Origin of the sequence: Aequorivita flava (assembly GCF_038742595.1) — a bacterium.
Lineage (GTDB): Bacteria > Bacteroidota > Bacteroidia > Flavobacteriales > Flavobacteriaceae > Aequorivita > Aequorivita marisscotiae.
This window is the reverse complement of sequence record NZ_JBANCF010000008.1, coordinates 93,156-116,141: the sequence shown is the minus strand read 5'-3', so window position 1 is coordinate 116,141 and position 22,986 is coordinate 93,156. Positions and strand designations below refer to the sequence as shown.

The 22,986-nt window shown below is 38.4% G+C and carries 20 protein-coding genes; 5 read left to right on the top strand and 15 right to left on the bottom strand.

What is annotated here, in order from left to right:
• Position 1: 1 nt before the first annotated feature.
• The 5 genes from VZD24_RS10775 to VZD24_RS10755 form a co-directional block, all read right to left on the bottom strand.
• On the bottom strand, positions 2-2,266 hold the full coding sequence (locus VZD24_RS10775) for an aconitate hydratase (protein ID WP_342687318.1): 2,265 nt from the start codon (positions 2,264-2,266) through the stop codon (positions 2-4).
• 216 nt (positions 2,267-2,482) lie between these two features.
• A complete protein-coding gene (locus VZD24_RS10770) occupies positions 2,483-3,436 on the bottom strand; it encodes an AAA family ATPase (protein WP_342687316.1) in 954 nt (317 codons plus the stop codon).
• Positions 3,437-3,450: 14 nt separating this feature from the next.
• Entirely contained in the window at positions 3,451-4,887 is a 1,437-nt protein-coding gene (locus tag VZD24_RS10765) for a peptidylprolyl isomerase (RefSeq protein WP_279448730.1), read from the bottom strand.
• The gene (locus tag VZD24_RS10760) at positions 4,880-5,737 is read right to left on the bottom strand and encodes a peptidyl-prolyl cis-trans isomerase (RefSeq protein WP_279448731.1); all 858 of its coding nucleotides are present in this window, start codon (positions 5,735-5,737) and stop codon (positions 4,880-4,882) included. The genes VZD24_RS10765 and VZD24_RS10760 overlap by 8 nt, the downstream gene beginning before the upstream one ends.
• Positions 5,734-7,689, bottom strand: coding sequence for a peptidylprolyl isomerase (locus tag VZD24_RS10755; protein ID WP_342687314.1), 1,956 nt, complete (start codon positions 7,687-7,689; stop codon positions 5,734-5,736). The genes VZD24_RS10760 and VZD24_RS10755 overlap by 4 nt, the downstream gene beginning before the upstream one ends.
• Before the next feature lie 213 nt (positions 7,690-7,902).
• Between VZD24_RS10755 and VZD24_RS10750 the strand changes: the two genes are divergently transcribed.
• The 5 genes from VZD24_RS10750 to VZD24_RS10730 all read left to right on the top strand — a co-directional run bounded on the left by VZD24_RS10750 (position 7,903) and on the right by VZD24_RS10730 (position 10,214).
• The gene (locus tag VZD24_RS10750) at positions 7,903-8,142 is read left to right on the top strand and encodes a hypothetical protein (protein ID WP_279448733.1); all 240 of its coding nucleotides are present in this window, start codon (positions 7,903-7,905) and stop codon (positions 8,140-8,142) included.
• Entirely contained in the window at positions 8,142-8,585 is a 444-nt protein-coding gene (locus VZD24_RS10745) for a DinB family protein (protein WP_342687334.1), read from the top strand. Before VZD24_RS10750 ends, VZD24_RS10745 begins: the two co-directional genes overlap by 1 nt.
• A 66-nt stretch (positions 8,586-8,651) precedes the next feature.
• Positions 8,652-9,170, top strand: a complete 519-nt coding sequence (locus VZD24_RS10740) for an OmpH/Skp family outer membrane protein (protein WP_279448735.1) — start codon at positions 8,652-8,654, stop codon at positions 9,168-9,170.
• A 53-nt stretch (positions 9,171-9,223) separates the two neighbouring features.
• The gene (locus VZD24_RS10735; RefSeq protein ID WP_342687312.1) at positions 9,224-9,808 is read left to right on the top strand and encodes a hypothetical protein; all 585 of its coding nucleotides are present in this window, start codon (positions 9,224-9,226) and stop codon (positions 9,806-9,808) included.
• A complete protein-coding gene (locus VZD24_RS10730; protein ID WP_279448737.1) occupies positions 9,798-10,214 on the top strand; it encodes a hypothetical protein in 417 nt (138 codons plus the stop codon). The genes VZD24_RS10735 and VZD24_RS10730 overlap by 11 nt, the downstream gene beginning before the upstream one ends.
• A 69-nt stretch (positions 10,215-10,283) precedes the next feature.
• Here the strand turns inward: VZD24_RS10730 and guaB are convergent, their stop codons facing one another.
• From guaB to VZD24_RS10680, 10 genes are all read right to left on the bottom strand, one after another.
• Positions 10,284-11,756 carry an IMP dehydrogenase gene (guaB, locus tag VZD24_RS10725; protein WP_279448738.1) on the bottom strand — a complete coding sequence of 491 codons (1,473 nt, stop codon included), beginning with the start codon at positions 11,754-11,756 and terminating at the stop codon, positions 10,284-10,286.
• A gap of 132 nt (positions 11,757-11,888) precedes the next feature.
• The gene (locus VZD24_RS10720) at positions 11,889-14,321 is read right to left on the bottom strand and encodes a TonB-dependent receptor domain-containing protein (RefSeq protein ID WP_342687310.1); all 2,433 of its coding nucleotides are present in this window, start codon (positions 14,319-14,321) and stop codon (positions 11,889-11,891) included.
• Positions 14,322-14,330: 9 nt separating this feature from the next.
• A complete protein-coding gene (locus VZD24_RS10715; RefSeq protein ID WP_342687308.1) occupies positions 14,331-15,695 on the bottom strand; it encodes an HTTM domain-containing protein in 1,365 nt (454 codons plus the stop codon).
• On the bottom strand, positions 15,695-16,819 hold the full coding sequence (locus tag VZD24_RS10710) for an imelysin family protein (RefSeq protein WP_342687307.1): 1,125 nt from the start codon (positions 16,817-16,819) through the stop codon (positions 15,695-15,697). Before VZD24_RS10710 ends, VZD24_RS10715 begins: the two co-directional genes overlap by 1 nt.
• Positions 16,820-16,884: 65 nt before the next feature.
• Complete coding sequence (locus tag VZD24_RS10705) at positions 16,885-18,105, bottom strand: DUF4856 domain-containing protein (protein WP_342687306.1); 1,221 nt, start codon at positions 18,103-18,105, stop codon at positions 16,885-16,887.
• Between the two features lie 113 nt (positions 18,106-18,218).
• Positions 18,219-18,698, bottom strand: coding sequence for a heme-binding domain-containing protein (locus VZD24_RS10700; RefSeq protein WP_279448742.1), 480 nt, complete (start codon positions 18,696-18,698; stop codon positions 18,219-18,221).
• A 3-nt stretch (positions 18,699-18,701) separates the two neighbouring features.
• Entirely contained in the window at positions 18,702-20,249 is a 1,548-nt protein-coding gene (locus tag VZD24_RS10695) for a bifunctional metallophosphatase/5'-nucleotidase (RefSeq protein WP_342687305.1), read from the bottom strand.
• Positions 20,250-20,251: 2 nt separating this feature from the next.
• Entirely contained in the window at positions 20,252-21,115 is an 864-nt protein-coding gene (locus VZD24_RS10690) for a hydroxymethylglutaryl-CoA lyase (RefSeq protein ID WP_279448744.1), read from the bottom strand.
• Positions 21,116-21,177: 62 nt separating this feature from the next.
• A complete protein-coding gene (locus VZD24_RS10685; RefSeq protein WP_342687304.1) occupies positions 21,178-21,792 on the bottom strand; it encodes a LysE family translocator in 615 nt (204 codons plus the stop codon).
• Between the two features lie 122 nt (positions 21,793-21,914).
• Entirely contained in the window at positions 21,915-22,979 is a 1,065-nt protein-coding gene (locus tag VZD24_RS10680) for a quinone-dependent dihydroorotate dehydrogenase (RefSeq protein WP_342687303.1), read from the bottom strand.
• Between the last annotated feature and the right edge of the window lie 7 nt (positions 22,980-22,986).

Sequence of the window (22,986 nt, the reverse complement as noted above, 5' to 3'; positions counted from 1 at the left end):
ACTATGCGTTCTGTTTTTTAATCAAATTTAATGCAGACCCTTCTCTATACCATTTTATTTGCGCATCGTTATAAGTATGATTAACCTTTATGGTATCCTTACTCCCATCCTTATGCACAATTTCCAAGGTAAGCGGTTTATTTGGTGCAAATTCGGCAATATCAACAAAATTAAAGGTATCGTCTTCCTGAATTTTGTCATAGTCCGCTTCATTGTCAAAAGTAAGACCCAACATACCTTGTTTCTTTAGATTGGTTTCGTGAATTCTGGCAAAAGATTTTACCAAAACCGCTGCAACACCCAAATGTCTGGGCTGCATTGCTGCGTGCTCGCGAGACGAACCTTCGCCGTAATTATGGTCGCCCACAACAATTGTTTTAACACCTTTTGCTTTGTACTCACGTTGCACATCCGGCACGCCGCCATACTCACCAGTAAATTGGTTTTTAACAAAATTGGTTTGCTTGTTAAATGCATTTACAGCGCCAATTAGGGTATTGTTTGCTATATTGTCCAAATGTCCGCGGTAACGCAGCCACGGCCCAGCCATAGAAATATGGTCGGTAGTACATTTTCCAAAAGCTTTAATCAATAATTTCACACCCTGTAATTCCGAGTCCTTTATAGGAACGAACGGCTCCAATAGCTGTAAACGTTCGCTATCGTTGGCTACTTTTACTTCAACGGAACTTCCGTCTTCTCTTGGCGCCAAATATCCGTTATCGTCCACCTCAAAACCTTTTGGCGGCAATTCCAAACCACGTGGCTCATCGAGTTTCACCTCTTGTCCCTCGTCGTTTAGAAGAGTATCGTTCATCGGATCAAAATCTAAACGGCCCGAGATTGCAATTGCGGCCACCATTTCTGGAGAGCCAACAAATGCATGTGTATTTGGATTTCCATCGGCACGTTTTGAAAAGTTTCTGTTAAAAGAGTGTACAATGGTGTTTTTTTCATCGCCCTTTCTATCGCTTCGGTCCCACTGACCAATACAGGGGCCGCACGCATTTGTAAAAATTGTAGCGCCTAAATTTTCAAATACATCTAAAAGTCCATCCCGCTCGGCAGTAAATCGAATTTGTTCCGAACCAGGATTTATCCCAAAGTCGCTTTTTGGCTTTAATTTCTTATCAATGGCCTGTTGCGCGATAGAAGCAGCACGCGTTAAATCTTCATAAGAAGAGTTGGTACAACTACCAATTAATCCCCAATCTACTTTAATTGGCCAATCATTTTTCTTGGCCTTGTCGCCCAATTGCCCAACAGGAGTTGCCAAATCGGGTGTAAATGGACCATTAAGATGTGGACGCAATGTGGTTAAATCTATTTCGATAACTTGATCAAAATATGTTTCGGGATTTGCGTAAACTTCATCATCGCCCGTTAAATATTCACGTATTTTATTGGCCTCGTCTGCAATATCGGCTCTGTCTGTAGCTCTTAAAAATCGCTCCATGGCATCGTCGTACCCAAAAGTAGAAGTAGTTGCCCCAATTTCGGCACCCATATTACAGATGGTTCCTTTTCCTGTACAGGAAAGATTTTTTGCGCCAGGGCCAAAGTATTCAACAATAGCACCTGTTCCACCTTTTACGGTAAGGATTCCAGCTACTTTTAAAATAACATCTTTTGAAGCCGTCCAACCGTTTAGTTCGCCGGTTAATTTAACTCCTATTAACTTCGGAAATTTTAATTCCCAAGGCATGCCAGCCATAACATCTACCGCATCTGCTCCGCCAACACCAATTGCCACCATTCCCAGACCACCTGCATTTACAGTATGGCTATCGGTACCAATCATCATTCCGCCAGGAAATGCATAATTTTCCAGAACTACTTGGTGAATAATTCCCGCGCCAGGTTTCCAAAAACCAATTCCATATTTATTTGAAACAGATTCCAAAAAATCAAAAACCTCATTACTGGTTTCGTTTGCGCGTTTTAAATCCGGTGCAGCACCTTGTTTAGCTTGTATTAAGTGGTCGCAGTGTACGGTAGTTGGTACTGCTACAGTTTTTTTTCCCGCTTGCATAAATTGCAGAAGTGCCATTTGTGCTGTTGCATCTTGACAGGCAATTCTGTCGGGGGCAAAATCTACATAATCCTTTCCGCGTTGGAAAGCTTTATCGGGATTGCCATCCCAAAGGTGGGAGTATAATATTTTTTCAGAAAGGGTAAGTGGTTTTCCCGTGATTTCGCGCGCTTTATCAACACGTTCAGCCATTTGGGCGTAAACCTTTTTAATCATATCAATGTCAAATGCCATAGTTGTATTTTTTGTAAGTGCAAAATTACAAAATTTTATAATATTTAAAAAGTATTTAATGAAATTGCTTATTCAGTGAATATAATTCACTGAATATCAATTTTTATTGCGTAAAATTATCGAATTACTAATTTTGAATGTCTAATATTAAGAAATTCAAAATTTTTAATGATCGTAGTCGAATGAAATTCGGAACAGATAAATAAAAGTCATTAATTAATAAAGACTCTTTATAATTTCTTCAATCGTTAGACCTTCTGCTTCCGCTTTGTAATTTTTAATTAATCTGTGGCGTAGAATTGCAACTGCGGCTTTTTGTACATCCTCAATATCCGGGGAATATTTTCCGTGAATTGCAGCGTTTGTTTTAGCCGCCAAAATCAGGTTTTGCGACGCGCGTGGCCCTGCGCCCCAATCTATGTAATTTTTAACCATTTCAGGCGCTGTGGGACTATTGGGACGGGTTTTGCCCACTAGGCCTACAGCATACTCCACCACATTATCGGCAACGGGAATTCGTCGAATTAGTTTTTGATATTCAATAATTTCTTGGGCGGTAAAAAGTGCATTAACAGTTTGTACCTCACCGGTAGTGGTTTGTTTTACAACTTCCACTTCTTCAGCAAAAGAAGGGTATTCCAGATTAATGGCAACCATAAAACGGTCTAATTGTGCCTCCGGCAATGGGTAGGTTCCCTCCTGCTCTATGGGGTTTTGTGTAGCTAGTACAAAATAAGGCAAATCTAATTTGTAGTGATGGCCGGCAACAGTAACCGCACGTTCCTGCATAGCCTCTAAGAGTGCCGCCTGCGTTTTTGGTGGGGTTCTGTTAATTTCGTCTGCAAGAATGATATTGGCGAAAATTGGCCCCTTAATAAATTTAAATTCGCGATTTTGGTCTAAGATTTCAGAACCTAAAATGTCGCTGGGCATTAAATCTGGCGTAAATTGAATTCTTTTAAATTGCAGTCCAAGTGCTTCGGCAACAGTATTAACCAATAAGGTTTTTGCCAGTCCGGGAACGCCTATTAGCAGTGCGTGGCCTCCTGAAAAAATGGCGATCAAAACTTGGTCCACCACTTCCTCTTGACCGACGATTACTTTTTTTATTTCTTTTTTTAGGGCGTTATATTTTGAAACTAGTTGTGTTACCGCTGCTACGTCTGACATAGTATTTTTCTATATTATTTTTTTAACCAATCGCCTGCAAACTCGCAATCTTGGTAGTCTTCATTAATGCTAATATACGTATCTTTTATCTTCTCGTTCTGCCACTTATTTATAACCTTAATTTGCTTTTCGCGCAATGCCAATTTTTTTATTCGCTCGTAATCCTTAGAAAAATCTGCTTTGTGTTCTTCGTATTTTTGAGTTACGGTTAAAATCTTTAAGCTACTTTTCCCTGTTCTGTCGCGATCTGTAAATACTTCAGACACTTCCCCTTCTTTTAAGTTATAAACCTGCTGGCTTAGCGTTGGATCCATTTTGGTAAGATCAAACTTTGTGTCGAAAGAAATAGGATTTACCAATTGGCCACCGTTATTGCGTGTTTCCTTATCGTCAGAATTTTTTCGAGCTGCTTCGGCAAAGGAAATTTCACCTGCCTCAATCTGGTTTTTTAAGTCTTCAATTTTCTTTTGAGCTTCATCAATAGATTTTTGTGAAACCTCTGGAAACATTAAAATATGCCTAACATCTACTTCTTGACCACGAATTTTTTCAACATAAAGTAAGTGCCAGCCAAATTCAGTTTCAAACGGCTCGCTAATTTCACCTTCTAAAAGTGAGAATGCTTGATCCTTAAACTCTTTTGCCCAAGGAGAATCGCGTTTAACGCCCGTGTATAATCCACCTTTTGAATTAGACCCGGGATCTTTGGAATAAAGCACAGCTTTTGTAGAAAAACTGGCGCCATTATCTATAATATCTGCGCGAATGGCATTTAGCCGTCCTTTTACCTCGTCAATTGCTTGTTTTGTGATTTTTGGATCTACCACTATTTGGGCAATTTCAATTTCAGCTCCAAAAACAGGACGTTCTTCTTCAGGTATGGAAAAGAAAAACGTGCGAACTTCTTCGGGAGTTACTTCTACTTTTTCAATTACTTTTTGCTGCATTAAACTCGCTAGCTTTATGCTTTTATTGGCTTCAAATAAATCTCTTCTTAAATCGGCAATGTTATCCTTTCTGTAATAGGCGGCAACTTTTTCTTCACTTCCCAATTCGCCAATCATATATTGTAATTGCTGATCTATCATTCCATTAATTTCGGCATCTGGAACCATAATACTGTCCTGTTTTGCTTGATGGGCGTATAATTTATCTTCCATTAGTTTGCCCATTAACTGGCAGCGGGTAATGTCTTCAATAGACATTCCTTGCGATTGCATTTCTACATATGCCTTGTCTATATCGCTGTCTAGAATAACGTATTCGCCAACTACGGCGCTTACACCTTCGGCCTTAAATCTTTCAAAAGGTTTTACAGTGTCGCGCGTTGTTGTTTTTTGCACAACCAATGAATCATTGCTTTTTACCACACCGGTGCTATCAGGTTCTACAACGGTTTGTGCTTGAAGCATTGCTGTAGAAAAAAGCAACACCAATAAAAATTTATTCATTTTTATAGATTTCAAAATTATTTGTTTCAATAGCATCTTTTGTAATATCTGTTTCTAATTTTTTTATAAGTTCAAGCTTTCTTTTATTGAGAATTATCTGACGTAAAGTAGGCTTAATATAGGAGATTGGCGCTGTATCGTTTAGATTGAGCACATCTTCAATTTTCACCAAATATACTCCTAATGAATCTTGCAATTGTGTAAAATTGGATTTTTTTAACACTTGTTCGCTGTTGTCTCTAATTATTGGCAGCGCACTTAAAAGCACATCCTTTTTTACCCAAACCGAATCGTTAAAGTTTGATGAAATAAACTGGTAGTTTTGACCGGTAAGAGCCGCTTGATCTTTTTCATTATAGCGGTTCAACTTTTCCTTAACAGCTGCCAATCCATCGAAGTTTAAGGGTAATTGAACATACCGTATTTTTACGAGTAAATCTTTTAATTTAAAGTTTTCCTTATTTGTATTGTAATATTCTTGAAATTCCTGTTCAGTAATTACACTGTCTAATTGCTTGCTTACGATTACATTTTTATACGCTTCGGTGAGCAAATCGTTGTGATATTCTTGAACAAGTTTGTCGTATTGTTCGAGCTTATCGGCCGGAATATTTATTCGCGCCTGACCAATAAGCAATTGTTGCGTTGCCCAACGATTAATGTAATTGTTTACTATTAGGGTACTGTCTTCGGGCGAGGTACCTGCGTCTATTAGTTTTTTAAGATCTGCTTCGTATAAATAGGTGTCGTTTACACGAGCAACCACGTTCTCTTCTGTTTTCCTTTGGAAATATTCGCAGGAAACAAAGCTAACACTGGCAAGCAATATATACAACAGCGATTTTATCACTTCAATTCTCTTTTAACGTGTTTTAAAGCTTTTTTATCTACTTTAACGGTGTATTTTTTTCGAAGGCTTTCCATCCAAGATTTTTCCAAATCGGTTTGATAATTGCTCAATACTTTTCCCTTCACTTCGTCTAAAGTTTTGTAACCAGGAGCGAGCACCTCTTTTACAAAAACCACGACAAAAGAATCATTACTCGGGTAAATATCGGAAACCCCTTCTTTTATTGCCAAATTGGTTGGCAATTCTGATTGGTCTATTTCAAAAATACCGGGAGTTATTAAAACATTTACTTTGTCTTCGGTATTTAGCGCTGCTTTTATTTCTTCGGAAGTTTTGCCTTGCGCGAGCATTGTTTGAATTTGCTTTGCGAAACCGTCAGAAGTAGCGGCATAAATTTCGGCATCAACGCGCTGTTTCCACTTATAATTATCTTTGGTTTTTGCGTAATATTCCTGAACGGCCAGGGTGTCTTCCTTGGCTTTATTCCAAATATTTTTATTCATTACGTCAAAAATCAAAAGGCCGTCGCGGTATTCCGTAAGCACAGCGGCATACTCTTCATTGTCGTCTTTTAATTTATCTTTAAAGTATTCTTTTAATTGCTCTGTTTCAAATTCATCGTAAAGTTCAACAAGCAGGGCATCTTTCTGTCTAAAAAGTCTTGTGGTTTTTTGACGGGCATCTATAAAGTTTGCAAAATCTGAAAACTTTACGGCTTTATCGCCAATGGTAAAGAGGGTTTTATCTTCAGCCGTTGGAATTGGTTCCATTTTCCATTTTCTTTTTAGTACTTCGTCGCTTACATAATTTGTAAAATACGAAAGAAAGTTGGCTTCTTTTTTATAACCGTACTTTTCCTTTATTTTATTGTTGGTAGCAGTGGTTACCAATTTTGAACGGTCGCCTTCCGAAACTCTTTTCTCCAAACTCAATCTTTGCTCCTCAAATGTTTCCATCGGTAACTTTTCATCCAAACGGATAATATGCCAGCCAAAATCTGTTTTTATGGGCTTGCTAATTTCGCCAATGTTTTTGAGGGCGTACGCCGCCTCCTCAAATTCGGGAGCGCGAAGATCGCCTTTGGTAAAGGCTTTTAGCTTTCCTCCTTTTACTGCGGAATTTTTATCGTCAGAAAATTGTTTTGCCAAACTTTCAAAAGATTCGCCTTGCTTAAGCATAGTGTAAAGCTCGTTGATGCGTTCCTCTGGATTGAAGTTGCGCGCACCCTTTTTATCTGAAATCATAATATGCGACACAACAATCTTCGGCATTTTGGCTCTGCGGTCGTTTACTTTTATAAGGTGATACCCAAAACTGGTACGGACAATATTCGAAATTTCGCCCGGTTTTGTATTATATGCTTCGGTTTCAAAAGGGTAAACCATATTAAAAACCGTAAAATAGCCCAAGGCGCCCGCTCGTTCTTTGGCCCCAGGTTCTTCAGAAAACGTTTTTGCCAACTCGCCAAAATCTTCGCCTTTTAATGCTCTTTCGCGAATCGTCTTCATTTTGTTATAGGCCGCCAATGTATCCTGTGGCGCAGATTCATAATCTACACGGATTAATATATGCGAAGCATCAATTTCAAATTTACTGCGTTCAAATGCTTCCATTGCCAATTCTTCGGTTACCTTATCTTCAAATAAATAGTTTCTTGAAAGCTGGTCGCGATATTTGGAAAACTCACTTTTATAGGCACTTTCTTTGTCTAAGCCTTGCGCTTGTGCCTCGGCAATTTTTAATTTGTAATCTATAAAAAGTTGCAAATAGCCATCTATGTCTTTTTGCGATTCGTCTTGAACAAGGTCGAGGTTCTTTTTATAAACGCGCTTAAATTCGCTGGTATAAACCGGCTCATCGTTTATGGTCATCAACACTTCCTTTTTATTTTGTGCAACTACCGCGGTGGCACTCAAAAGGACCAAAATAAATAGGGAAAGAAAATTTTTCATCGTTTAATTGATTGTTTATTTTTAATTGAAGCGTGGCAAAAATAGCAAAAAGCTACGGTAACACACATCAGAAAGGCTAACGAATTTAATATAATTATAGTGTTTTGCAGTTTTAATAAATATGTTGAAAACCCGTAACTTGCACTAGTTTTTAAAATGAAGGAATTCTTTGAATTTACTGAGACTTAATTATTGATAAAAAACGCTACTTAAATGACTGAAAGAGTAAAACTTATATGGGATTTTCGAGGTCCAAATGCAAAGCATATTGCCGAACATCACGCCAAGCATCTCAATGAATTTATAGAAACAAAAAATCTGCAACACAGTTTTACCGGACACGAAGAAATTTCGCCTATGTTTTCTATCGCTTTTATGGTGGTTGAAAAATCGCTAATGCAAAGTCTGCGCGAAACCTTAAAACCCACACGTGGCCAACTTTACGATGAGTGATGAAAACTTTCTTTAAAGATAAATTTGAATATACCCATCATTGCAATCAGCAATTAATTAAACTGTTGCTTAAAAACCCGACGGTTTATCAAAACAAAATAAGCGCCCTAACCAGCCATATCCTCAACGCCCATCATATTTGGAACCACAGAATATTTGGGGTTACACCGGCCCTTTCAGTTTGGCAAAATCTGGAAATTAATCACCTGCAAAAAATAGATACTGAAAACGCAACACACAGCTTACAACTACTTAAGCAAAAGGAATTAAACAACACAATTAATTATACCAATAGCAAAGGGCAAGAATATACCAATACGGTTAGCAACCTACTGTTTCATATTATAAACCACAGCACGTATCACCGAGGACAGCTAATGAGTTTTTTAAAACTTGAAAATGTGGAACCTATTGTTACAGACTATATTTTTTACAAACGATAAATTCTTGGCCTTACATTTGCAATATTTATAGTAATATTGTGCTCTAAAATTTAAAAACCCATTACAATGAAATTTCTTAAAATCGCTATATTCTTTATTAGCATCTCCACATTCGCCCAAAGTAAAGTAGGCGCGGTAGATGTAGAGTATATTCTATCTAAAATGCCAGAATTGGAAAATGTAAAAACCCAATTAGAAACTTATGGCAAACAATTAGATATTGATCTCAATAAAAAAATTGACGAGTACAAAGTTTTGGCCGAAGGCTATAAAGCCGGTGAAGCTACTTTTACGCCAACCCAGAAAAAAGAAAAACAAACCGAACTGATGACGTTGGAAGCCGATATCCAAAAATTTCAACAAAATGGCGCCAAACTGTTGGAAATAAAGCGTCAAGAGAGCCTTAAACCGCTTTATAGAAAAATAGGTGTAGCTTTGGAAAAAGTGGCGAAAGCACAAGGTTATACTCAGGTAATGCAAACAACGCAAGACGTGGTTTTTCTAGATCCAAATTACGATCTTACCATGCCTATTTTGGCCGAATTGGGCATTAGTGTTACAGCCGATGATGAAGAAGGAAAATAACCCTTTTCTATATTAAGATACAAACGTGAGGTACTTCAACCTCACGTTTTTTTATGCCAGAACTTTCAAAAAAAGGTATATTTGGAAAATCCCAAGGAACCGAATTGATGGATCTTATTAAGAATTTTGCCGAAAACCAAGGCGGAAGCTATGAAGAAGAAAGCGTTAAAAATGTGTTTTCGCAAATTGGCCGACTGATTTACCAGCCCAAAAAAGCATTGTTTAAAATTGGCAATTCTCAATTCAGTATAAATCTGGATGAAGTGGGCGGCGCCATTCCTACGGCAGAACCTTTTAGGATAACACTTCACTTAGATAAAAATTTCCAAAATACCCTGGAAATTTATCCTTCAAGTTTTGTGGAAAAAATTCTTCAAAAAATGTTATCAGCTAAAAAAAAATTACGCAACAACTATACCTTTATCGGCAACGCCAGTATAATTGAACAATTAATAAAAAACAAACCATTGCTCACACGGCTTCGAAAAAACCGTGTTTATATAAGAATTCCAAAAGAAAATACTTCAAAAATAATCTTAACGCCTCCATATGGAATTAAAGACGAAATGCAACTGGCAGATTTTATTGAAATTTTAAAATGTATTGAAACAACTCTTAAAACTAAGTATGGTTCTTGAGATTATTGAAAGAATTAAAAAAAATGCATCGGGAGAAAGTGAAGATTGCATCAACATAAACGGAGTTGCATTTCAGCTACACTGCAAATGGCGTAAACGGGTTTTTATTTCTATTTCACCGAAACAGCCAACGCTTATTGAAACCACCGTTTCTACCATAAAAAAAGCGCCCTTAATGAGTATTATTGTACGCACTCCACAATACAGAATTCAGGGAGCACGAACTAAGACTACCGAAAATTTATTGGCCAATAAATTTACGCCCGCGCTGCTACACTATCCTTTTTCCGAATTACGTTGTATTAATAAAAATATAGCATTTACCGCCACTCTTAAAAAAAAGCACATTATTCAATTAGAAAAAATGGTATTATATTTTGAAGCTTTGTTGCGCACGGTAAAATAATTAGTTCCAAAACCAAAAAGCGTCTAGGAAGTACCCGACGCTTTTGTTTTATTCTTTACTAATATATAATTATCTGCTGTAATTTGGGGACTCGCTGGTAATGGTAACATCGTGCGGATGGCTCTCATTAATTCCTGAAGCGGTAATCTTTACAAATTGTCCCGATTGTTTTAAAGTTTCAATATCTTTTGAACCACAGTAGCCCATACCTGCTCTAAGTCCGCCAATAAACTGTGTCATGCTCTCAAACAATTCACCTTTATAAGGTACGCGACCCACGATTCCTTCCGGCACCAGTTTTTTAATATCGTCTTCCACATCCTGAAAATAACGATCTTTAGAACCTTCGCGCATAGCTTCTACAGAACCCATTCCGCGATACGATTTATATTTTCTTCCTTCGTAAATAATAGTTACTCCGGGCGATTCTTTAGTACCTGCCAATAACGAACCTAACATAACACAATCTGCACCTGCAGCAATTGCTTTTGGAATGTCGCCAGTATAACGAATTCCACCATCGGCAATCACGGGCACACCGCTATCTTTTAACGCTGCAGCAACTTCCAGCACCGCTGAAAATTGTGGAAAACCAACTCCGGCAACTACTCGCGTTGTACAAATAGAACCTGGTCCGATGCCTACTTTAACCGCATCTGCGCCGGCATCTACTAGATATTTTGCCGCTTCGGCTGTTGCAATGTTTCCAACAATTACATCTAAATCCGGGAATTTCTGTTTTACTTTTTTCAACACCTCAACCACGCCCTTTGTATGTCCGTGTGCGGTATCGATAATTACGGCATCAATCTGTGCGTTTACCAATGCCTCGGCTCTTTCAACTGCATCGGCAGTAACGCCGAGCGCAGCAGCTACTCGCAGTCTGCCGTATTGGTCTTTATTTGCATTGGGTTTTTGGGTTAGTTTGGTAATATCCCTAAACGTAATTAGCCCCAATAATTTGCCATCGTCGCTAACAACGGGCAGTTTTTCAATTTTATTTTTTTGAAGAATTATCTCCGCCTCTTTTAAAGAAGTACCCTGTGCCACCGTTACTAGATTCTCGGTAGTCATTACTTCGCTCAGCGGGCGCTTTAAATCTTTTTCAAAACGCAAATCGCGATTGGTTACAATGCCAATTAAACTTCCGTTTTTGTCGGTAATTGGTATTCCGCCAATGCTGTATTCGCGCATTGTGTTTTGGGCATCGCCTACCGTATTTTCTTTGTGAAGCGTAATTGGATCTATAATCATTCCACTTTCAGCACGCTTTACTTTGCGCACTTCGGCAGCTTGCTCTTCAATACTCATATTTTTATGAATTACCCCGATACCACCCTCACGAGCAATGGCAATAGCCATGGCACTTTCGGTAACGGTATCCATAGCTGCGGAAACAATTGGAACGTTTAATGAAATATTACGAGAAAACTTTGTGGCGATAGAAACTTCGCGAGGTAAAACTTCAGAATAGGCAGGCACTAAAAGTACATCGTCGTACGTAAGGCCTTCTCCTAGAATTTTGTTGTTGTGTGCGGTCATTGCAATTAAATTAATATCCGAGGCTTAACGGTAGAAGTAACAGGATCGGAATGTGATTATGGCTTAATTGCGTGCAAATGTACGGTAATTAATTCAGAATTATGAATTATGAATTATGAATTATGTATTGTTCTACAATCGTACCTGCAACGTAGCATACCAAGTACGCGGTTGGCTGGGAAGGATTCCAGGGCCTGGATAGCCAGTAGCCCTTCGTGTAAAATAGCTATTATCCAACACATTGTTGATGCCGCTTTCCAACTTAAACCGGCCAAAGGTGTAAGAAAGTGAAAGGTCTAGAATATCATAAGCCGGGATTTCGCCAACAATACCGCTCTGGCTCTCAAAATCACGCCCGCTGTTGGTGGCATCGGTAAATTGCTTGCTCAAATATGTATATTGCAAACTTCCCAAAAAGTTTTTATAGCCGAAACCAAGACCCGTTTTTAGATTGATTGCAGGAATAAATTCCACTTTTTTGCCTTCCACATTATTTTCTTCGGATGAAGTGTACTCGCTATCGGTTAATGCCAGATTCACGAAATAATTCATCCTGAAATTTCGGTTTGTTGAAAAGGTTTCCATAATATTCCAATCTATAAAACTTTCCAGACCATAGGTAACCGCATCGCCAATATTACCACGGAAGCGCTCCTCTTGAATATCGCTCACTTCGCGAACAATAACCCCTAACCTATCCTGATAACTCAGAAAAAATCCACCGATATCATACGAAAGGTATTTGCCAACCCTGCCGCGTGCGCCTAAATCAAAAGTGTAACCTTGTTCATCGGTAATATTTGGATCCACTACCAAAGAAGGATTTGTAATCCGAATGTCATTAAAAGTTACCGATCGGTAATTCTGGCTAAGGTTTCCGTACACTTCCAAGGATTTCACGGGTTTGTAGCTCAATCCCACTCCCAAGAGCACAAAAGCACGATCAAACTCGCGGTTATCTGCAATATCCTCGTTTAAAATTGGATTGCCAGCAATGTCGAAATTTATTTTTTTGTACTCCCCTTTACTTTGTGTTTTTATATATTCAAACCGGAAACCGGGCGTAACCGAAAACTTTGGAGTAAGGTTGAAGATATTTTCTCCAAAAGCAGCAAAATTCAGGTTCGGGAATTCAAAATCGCTTTGGCGGGGATAATTCGGAAATGCTTCCGAAGCAAAATCAAAATTTGCATCACTACCATTGGTTCCCGGGCCTTGGCGTTCGCTATTGTTGGATTGGTAATATTTTCCGCCGAATAGCACCACATGCTCCTTTCCAAATAAATTATAGTGCGTTAAAAGCCTTGCTTCGGCACCCCAATTGTTGAAATTTCCTGAAATCAATTCTCGTGGCGCATCCAAATCATCCTGCTGCGACACCCTGTTTTCACGGAAACCCACAGATTTTCTAAACGCATCCAGCGCAAAAAGATTAATGCTTACATCTGTTTTTTCAGAAAAACTGTGGTCCAAGCGCAACGAATACAACTTCCAATCTACCTTAAACCAATTCCGTGTCCGGTTGCTAAATGTTGGATCCTCCTCAAACTGACTATCCGTAAGCCCTCCCGGCTGCTGTGCCAAATAGTTTAAATAGCTCATTTCAAAAGCGAGCTTTGTGTTTTCAGAAAAATTATATTCCAAATGGGCGTAGGCGTTGTGCGAATCAAACTCAGAATTTGGCCTAAAATCGTCGCCTGTTTTAAAGTTGTAATATGCGTAATAGCCAAACTTCCCCACTGTGCCGCCCAGGCTGTTAAAACTGTTGAAAAGGTTATACGAACCTAAGGATTGTCGGGAAACCCATTCTATTTTTTTCTTCGAATTGGGTTGGTGCAATTTAAAATTTATCAATCCGCCAAACTGCGTTCCGTACTGAAGGGATGCCGCGCCCCGCACTACTTCAATCTCACTAATAGCATCTGCCGGTGGCGTATAATAACTTTCGGGATAGCCCAAAACATCTGCCGAAATATCGTACCCGTTTTGGCGTGTATTAAAGTTTGCGGTTCGGTTTGGGTTTAAACCGCGTCCGCCAATGTTCAACTGTAAACCGCCGTCGTTGTTTTCATAAATATTAAGCCCCACAACCTGCGCATAAATCTGGCGCGCGTTGTTTGTTGCCGTATTAAGGGTAAGGTTTTCTACCATAACCACTTCGCTCTTTTTCCCTGCGTAAATGGCAGTGCCTTCTACCTGTTTTAGATTTCGCAAAGCAAAAATTTCCTCTTTACGTTTTGTGATCAGTACTTCGGAAAGCTGCTCGCCCAGCAATTCCAATTCAAAGGTAATTGCAGTATTTTCCGAAATGGTTAGTTGGTTTTTTAGAACTTCATATTCCAAATTGAAAACCGCAAATTCATAAGTTCCCGTGGGAATATCAAGAAATTCAAAATTTCCTTCGGCATCACTTACTTTAGACCTTCCGAGGTCGAGAATATACACTTCGGCATAGGCTATAGGCGTTTTGGTTTCCTTTGAAATCACTTTTCCGGAAACAGAAAATTGTGCAAATGCCGAAATATTTGCAAATACGAATAATAAAAATAAGGCGTTTTTCAACATTGTATTATATTAAAATCCTTTAATGGTATCGTTAAATGGCAAAATCCAATCTTTTCTTCGGAAGGATTCGCGTTTTTTCATCAAATCTGTATTTGGGTTTACGTAGGGCTGGCTCAACCTGCCGTTAAGTGCTACGTAACTTTCTGCATACACCGCTACATTTTGGTGACCTTGGGCTTTAAAATGATTTCCCAAAAAATGTGCGTATTGCAATATAAAATCCGGTTGGGTGCTCATTTGCTTTTCCTGAAATGGCGACAGAAAATCTGTGTTATCTACTAAAAATTGCTCTCCCGTTTCAGTATTTTTTATTTTGAATTGTGCATATCCAGCTTTCTCCATTAACATAACCCGCCACGAAAAACGATAGCCTTCTTCCGTCCAAAAAAGTTCGTTGGGATACGCCAAATAGCGCCACGGAAACAATAGCTGAATCACGAAAAACACAGCTAGAATTGGCAGGGCAATATTTCTTTTAAAACGGTATTTCTTTGTTTGGGACAATGCTACCATTTTAGAATAATCAATTCGCAATAAATTTGAAATAAAACGAATTATTTTTTGATGAAAACCCGCGTCAAAAAAGATAAGCGTACTAACAATCATTATATAGGGGAACATTCCGATAGGAAATAAAACCCGCGTCATTACGTGAAAAATTACGACCAAGGCAAAAGCAAACCAACGCGTAGGCCGATAAAGCAATAAAAAGGGAATAGCTAAATCATACAAGGCACCACTCCAACTGAAAGCGTAATGCACCCATTGCTGCTGCATCAAGTCTCCCAGAAAAGGAAGATCGTATTTTGAGGGAAGCCAAATTTTCAAAGGCATGGCATTAAAGAGCCAATCGCTGTTCAGTTTTGCCAAACCTGCATAAAAATACACGGTACCCAACATAAGCTTAATACTGTCCACCGTCCATTTTGGAACAAGCTGAAAGGCTTTTTCGGGATTTCTGTAAGCATCTACCGAAAAGTATGCATTTGCAGGAAGAAAAATCATTAAAAACGCAACGCAGCTAATAAAATAATAATGGTTGAGATAAGTGGTTTTATCCATCAACTCAATATAGGTGAAGCTTAAAAAGAAAACGATTATTGCAATTCGGTATTTATATCCCAAAGCCACAAACAGCGCTGCAACTCCACAGATTAAAAATAAAAGATATGTATAATCGCCAATTGGCTTTATCCAATCAAAACCATAATAACTGAAGAAAAATTTGGGTTGGATATAAAGTTTTTCAATCCAACCATTCATCCAAAAACGAACAATGGACAAAGCCATCATAAATCCGAAAAGAACACGAAAGACCGCGAGAGGTGCGGCCTGTGTGTGTTTTCTAAAATATGTTTGAAAGGCTGTAAACATTAGTCGCCGTCGGCATCAACGTAATCTATATTTACGTCCAAAGCCTGTATCATATCAACTTTTAGCAATACTACCAAACGCTGCAATTCGTCGTAAGTCTCGAGCATTTTTGAGTTATCGGTCTCAATCTGCTGCACAAAGTTGGCATTAAGCTCGTTCGCTTTATTTTTTGCAACTGTGAATTGATTGTTTATTAAAGCACTTAGATTTTCACCATTTTTAATAGTATTCAAATAATCTAAATATGTTTTAAAACTCTGTCCAGTAGAATTTCCGTTAAAACTTTTCCCGTTGAAGAAATTTACACTGGCATCAATAGCTTCCAGCAAAAGTTCTTTTGAAATATCCTTTTTGTAAAAAGCCTCTACGTTTTGTGGCAAAGTTCCGTTTGAAAATATTCCTGCGGGAATACCCACTTTACCTGCACGAAGCGCTTTTTCAAAATAAAAAATATAGTCATTCGTGAGCTTATCTACCGCCCCGGAAGCCGATGAACTTGTATTTGCCACAAAGGTATCGCGATAGCCACCTGTCCAGCTAGCAAGCACCTCGCTGCTTAAACTTTTTATGGTTTGCGAAAGGGTTGAAAGGTAGTTTTTGTACCCTTCAGCATTGGAATTTGTAGTGTAAAAAGTTACAATTTCGGCATCATTTTCGGCTAGACCGTTCAGCATATAATCCAAAGCCGGAAAACCTTGTTTGTCTATAGTAGAAGGCAAGTTGAAATCATAAGTACCGCTGGCGATGAAATCTTCAATCTGTGCCACTTTTGTAGGGTACACGTTTAAACGATTTCTAAAACGGATATCCTCTGCTATACCAATTTCAAACATAGAAACATGTTGAAACGACACATAGGCATCTTTCCAGGCCGCACGTAACGATTGCAAATTTTCTACTGTGGGTGCTGCGTTAAAGGCAGCGGTGGCAGCTTCCATTTCAGCTACTTTTGAGTTAAAGCTTGTATATGCCGGAATGATGATATTATCGGCCCAATTGGCGAGCATAGCGCCCCGATCAAAATTATCGTTAGTTTCTGCAGGGCCGTCATTATCGCTGGAACAAGCTGAAATTGCCACAGCTATAATTGCCAAAAGGATTCCTAGTTTTAAAAATTTCATCATAAAATATTTTAATTAAAAACACAATCGGCCAGAATAACTGACCGATTGTTTATAAAATTACTAAATTACATACTACCGGCCTCCGCAACGGTGAAGTCGAACTTCTCCGCCATAGCTTCCGATACCGCATCCAAGGTTTCTGGAGTTATGTCCCAGAAGCCGTTATTGGATGATTCAGTTAACAAATCTAATAAGGTGTCAACCTCGGTTCTCGTAAAAAGTGGGGTACTATTATCAGAACTTCTGGTGAAACGGAGACTGTAAACAAAACCGTACGCTTCTGAAAGTGCGTGAAAAGCACCTTCACGATTGCCATCTACTATTTTGTTTTTGCCAGCTTGTAAATAATAAATACCACGCACGGCGATTACTTCGGAAACTTTCTCGCGAATAATTGCTATCTGCTCGTCACGAACTTCGTAATTTTTGGCTACAATTGCCGCACGACCTAATTTAAAGGCATCAAATATCTCTGCCGCGATGGTATTAAAATCTGGATCATCATTTACTCGACCAACATATTCATTTAAGAATTTATCGTCTTCACCGATGGTTAAATTTGGATTTTCAGGATTTGCAGATGCTCCATACAGATATCCATAAGCCTCATCCCACTTATGCTCCATGGTGGTGTAGGTTTTGCCTTCTTCGGTAATATTATTGTCGTTTTTTTCGCGATTATCTCCTTCATCGAGAACAGCGGTACTTAGATAGTTGTTCAACATTTGGTCTGTCATCAAGGCACCTAAAAGGCTTTTTGCAAATGCTTGATTATACTCTAAGCCTTTGCCATTTACGTAACGTGTTTTAGTGCCATCGGCAATCTGACCGGCAACGCCTGGTGAAGCTACTGTCATTCTGTTTGGAAATACCTCGTTGAATTGTGCAGAAATGTACGAGTCAAAAGTGGCTTTAATAGCAGCACTTTCAGAAGTATTTGTAAAGAAATAATCGTAGGAAGCTGCAGTTTTGCTTCTAAGATTTTTATCGGATGCGTTAAGATCTGCGTCGCTAAAATCGTTGTTTCCCGCCTGGTGATTGAACATTGCAAGCACTGAGGCTTCCGTACTATTATCAAAATCGGTAAATGCACTCGATGTTTCTCCTGCCATTAATATTCTGGTTGTCTGTCCGTTAAAACTAACTGTGGACTCGGCACCTCGCATAAAAGTGTAGGTAGCGGGAGCCTCAACTGTATTTTGTACAATAGGCTGATCGTCATCGGATGAGCAGGATGCGAAAAGAAGTACTGATAAAACTGATATTGAAAGAATTAAATTTTTCATTTAAGTTATTATTTAGACTGAATTAAAATAGATTGGTTTTTCAGCCGCAAAAATAATAGTGAAAAATAAACCTCACAAGTTTATTTAGAACAAATTTAAATAAACTTTAAAAATTATTGGTTTGAGGAAACCTCCAATTGTTGCTTATATTGAAGTCTTGCTACCCCTGCCCATTGCAGCAATAGTTTCTTTTCCGCTTCGGAAATATCGCCGTGTAAGATAGTGTACGATTCCAAGGGCATTTCACCCTCTTCAACCATTTCAACGAGTTCTTCTAGTTTGTGCTCTTTCTTTTTAAGGGTATAATCGTTCCAAGCCGAAACATTGAAATGTTTTTTTCCGTGCTCAATATGATCGTCGAGCCAAAATGACATTGGAGCAATTTCGGCATACCACGGATATACCGTTTGATCACTATGGCAATCGTAGCAGTTTTCTTTTAAAATAGCAGCTACTTTTGCCGAAGGTTTTGTTTCTGTTTCAAATAGTGTAACATTTTCATATCCGCCACTATTTTTTTCAGGACGAATAAATTGAATTGCCACCAGTGCAATGAGCGCTACTATTAATACAATTTTTATAACTCTTTTCATTTCTTAGTTTTTTTGCGACTTTAAATAATATATAATTGCTTTTCGGATATCGGCCGGTGTTTCAGAATCTTTTGGGTAATAAATTTTTACGATGTCTTTATTCTCGGGAGTTAAAAAAGGTATGTCCAATCCTTTCAGCAAAAAGTCGCTAAAAGCTACGGTATATGTTTTTGAATCGACAATAGTTTCAATGCCATCGCCAATTTGCCAAGCGCCTTTATTATTTCTTGAAAAATTATAGCGCTGTAAATATGCTCCTTCGCCACTCTGTAATTCGCCGTAATCTAATATTTCCTTTAATAGCTTTCCTTTTAAAGCTACTTTTAACACACTTCCACCAAAGGGAAGCACTCTAAAAATATCTATACTTGTAATATCACCTTCCAGTTTATCGTCAATTCTAATAGAGCCACCATTTACTAAAGCGCCTGCCACTTCATTATTATATGAATACGCCATTGAACGCGCAATTAACTCACCCAAATTGGTTTGTTTGCTTCGGCTGGGGGTGTCTGTGCCATCTAATGGAATTGTGGCGGTGTAAATAACTTCTTCTGGATTTTCAACTACTTCCTTTAGTTTTTCATCTACAATTTCAGTCCATTTGTCCACCACAGCTTTTACTTTTGGCGAAGACGCTATCTTATCGGTTACCATTACCAATTCAGAATCTAGCTGGAGGTATTTATTTTTTAAATTATATGTAAATGTATGTACATACAAGCTTTTAGCATTGGCATCTGCTTTGCTAATTATTGTATTGCCAACTTTTTCCAACATGTTAAAATGTTCGTGTCCGCCCATTATTAACGGTACTGATCCTACTCTTTTTGCAATTTCAATATCTTCATCAATCGCTACATGGGTGAGCCCTACAACAAAGTCTGACTCCTGCAAGGCCAAATTATATGCTCTTTCAGCTTCGTTATAAATATCGCCGTAAAAAACATAATCTTTGGGGTTTGATGGTAATGTTACCCCAAAAACTCCAAACTTTAAACTATTACCGGCTGCATTATTCGCTTTAAAAATTGAATAATCTGTTGCTGGAACTGTAGTGTTGTTTTGTTTGCTTTTAAAAAATTTGTTTCCACCTTCAGAAACTTGGCGCACGTTTGCCGACGTCCATTCAAAAGTTGATTCGTTTAATCTTTTTTGCAAATCGTCTTCGTCCAAATCAAATTCGTGGTTGCCAAATGTTACCAAATCTATCTCCATCGCATTAAGCACTTCCACCATCTGTTTGCCATTTACACGTTCGCCATCTACTTTTAGTGTTCCTATTAAAGAAGGGTTTAAAAAATCGCCTGCTAAAAACATATAGGTATTTGGAAATTTTTCTTTGATTGAATCCCGAATATGTGCTACTCGTGCCAAACCTCCGTATTCGCCACCGCTTAAGGGTGCAATTTCATAAACATCGTTAATTTGAACAAATTTTAGCGTAACTGTCTCACCACCTTTATTTTGCTCATTAACCGTAGGTTTCACTGAGGAGCAGCCTACCGCGAAATATCCCAGAAGAATTGCAAAAAATATTGTTTTATTCATAATCAATGGTATTTAGTAAAAATTTTTGTTGCTTCGTTATGTGCACTTTCAAAAGACATAGGATTAATATTGCTCGAAATCTTTTCAGCCGTAAAATAACTCAGCATTTTTTCGGTGGGCATATTTCCCGTTAACTCATCTTTTGCCATCGGGCAACCACCAAAACCTTGAATAGCACCATCAAACCTTCTGCAACCGGATTTATAGGCAGCATCCACCTTTTCGTACCAAGCCGTTGGCGTGGTGTGCAAATGCGCGCCAAACTCTATGTGGGGATATTTGGGTATTAAATTACTAAATAAATATGAAATAATCTCGGGAGTGGATGAACCCACGGTATCGCTTAACGAAAGTATTTTTACCCCCATGCCTGAAAGCTTTTCCGTCCACTCGCCTACTATGTCAACATTCCAAGGATCGCCGTAGGGGTTTCCGAAGCCCATAGATAAATAGGCAACCACTTCCTTGTTATTTTTATGGGCGAGATTTAATATATTTTGAAGTATTACTAAAGACTCCGCAATAGTTTTATGCGTATTGCGCATTTGAAAATTTTCTGAAATGGAAAAAGGATATCCCAAATAATCAATTTCAGGGTGTTTTACCGCATCTTCGGCACCGCGAAGATTGGCTATAATTGCAAGCAGTTTACTTTTGGTCGTTGATAGATCTAGTTTTGAAAGTACTTCGGCAGTGTCTTGCATTTGCGGAATTGCCTTCGGGGAAACAAAACTTCCGAAGTCTATTGTATCAAAGCCACAGCGCAAAAGCGACTGTATATATTTCACTTTTTGATCGGTGGGAATCCAATCTCTAATGCCTTGCATGGCATCGCGCGGACATTCTATAATTTTTACGTGCTGCATTGGTTCAAAGATAGCAATTCCTACGCAGGCAGGAATCTTTCAATTTTAAAAAATTAATAGGTTTATGGAATTAATATAAAAACAGCAATACCTACAAATACCAGTATTTGCAGCCACTTTAAAACTACCCCCATATTTTTTGAGTCCCTAAGCAAGCTTGAAATTCTACCGGCAGCAAGGGCAATTGTGCTAAAAGTTAAAAAGGAAACTACCATAAAAGTAATTCCCAAAATATAAAATTGAATGACCGTATTTTCGGTTTCATTCCACAGAAAACCAGGGAAAAAGGCCAAAAAGAATATCATCACTTTTGGGTTAACCAAATTCATAATCACCCCTGTTTTAAAAAGTTGGACGTATGTTTTTTTAGGAGCATTTTCTGCCAATGAAATATTTACATCGCTTTTGTAAACTTTATAAGCCAAGTAAACCAAGTAGCAAGCTCCCAAAACTTTTATAGCGTAAAACATGTTGTCGGAAGCAGTTATAATTGCAGAAATACCAAAAGCCAAAAGTGTAGTGTGTACAATGCAACCACTTATTAAACCAGCAGTTGTAGCAATACCGCTTTTGGTTCCATTTACCAAGGATTGCGTAAGCACATAAATATTATCTGGCCCTGGGGAAATGGCTAGCGCTAAAGTGGCGATTGAAAAAGAAATTAGCGTTTCGAGCATAAAATAAGACGTAAGACCGCTGCGCTAAAAGACGTAAGATTTAAGACTCGCAGTTCATTGAATTCGGGATATATATTTAATGTCATTTTATTATTATAAAAATTGTCCTACGTCTTAAGTCTTCAAGTCCTATGTCTTTTCAATATCGCTTTGTTAATTTGCTTTATCAATCCCGGTCCTTCATAAATAAAACCTGTATAAAGCTGCACCAAGCTGGCGCCGGCTTCGAGTTTTTCCAAAGCATCAGCAGCAGAATGAATGCCCCCAACCCCAATTATCGGGAAACTTTTATTGCTTTTTTCAGAAAGAAAACGGATTACTTCCGTCGCTCTTTTATTTAAAGGTTTCCCACTTAAACCTCCCATTTCACCTTTATTTCCTGAAGAAATCCCTTCGCGCGAAATAGTTGTATTGGTTGCAATAACCCCATCAATTTTGGTTACGGCAACAATTTCAATAATGTCTAAAAGTTGCTCATCGGTTAAATCTGGCGCAATTTTTAAAAGAATTGGTTTGCGTTTTGCTTTTAAATTATTTCTATCTTGAAGTGTTTGCAGCAAATCTGTCAATGGTTTCTTTTCCTGCAACGCGCGAAGATTAGGGGTATTGGGCGAACTTACGTTTACAACAAAATAATCTACATAATCAAAAAGTGCTTCAAAGCAAATAAAGTAATCGTTTACAGCTTCCTCGTTGGGAGTGATTTTGTTTTTGCCTATGTTTCCTCCGATCAAAACCCTTCGATGGGGCCTGTCCTGAGTGGAGTTGAAGGGCTCCGAGTGACAGTTCATCTTCAATCTTTCAACCGCTTCATCTACTCCACCATTGTTAAAACCCATCCGATTTATAATTGCGGAATCTTCCTTTAAGCGAAACAATCGTGGCTTTTCATTTCCGGGTTGCGGTCTTGGCGTAACGGTACCTATTTCAATAAAGCCAAAACCAAAATTTGAAAGTTCTTTATATAACTTTGCATCTTTATCAAAACCCGCTGCGAGACCTACGGGATTTGGAAATTTTAACCCAAAAACTTCGCGCTCCAACTTCGGATTTTCTACCTTATACATACTTCGGAAAAGACTTCCGAAGCCAATTTTATCAAAAAATCGAATTAAGGTAAATGTAAAATGATGAATATTTTCAGGATCGAATCGAAAAAATATAGGACGAATAATACTTTTGTACATAGTTGAA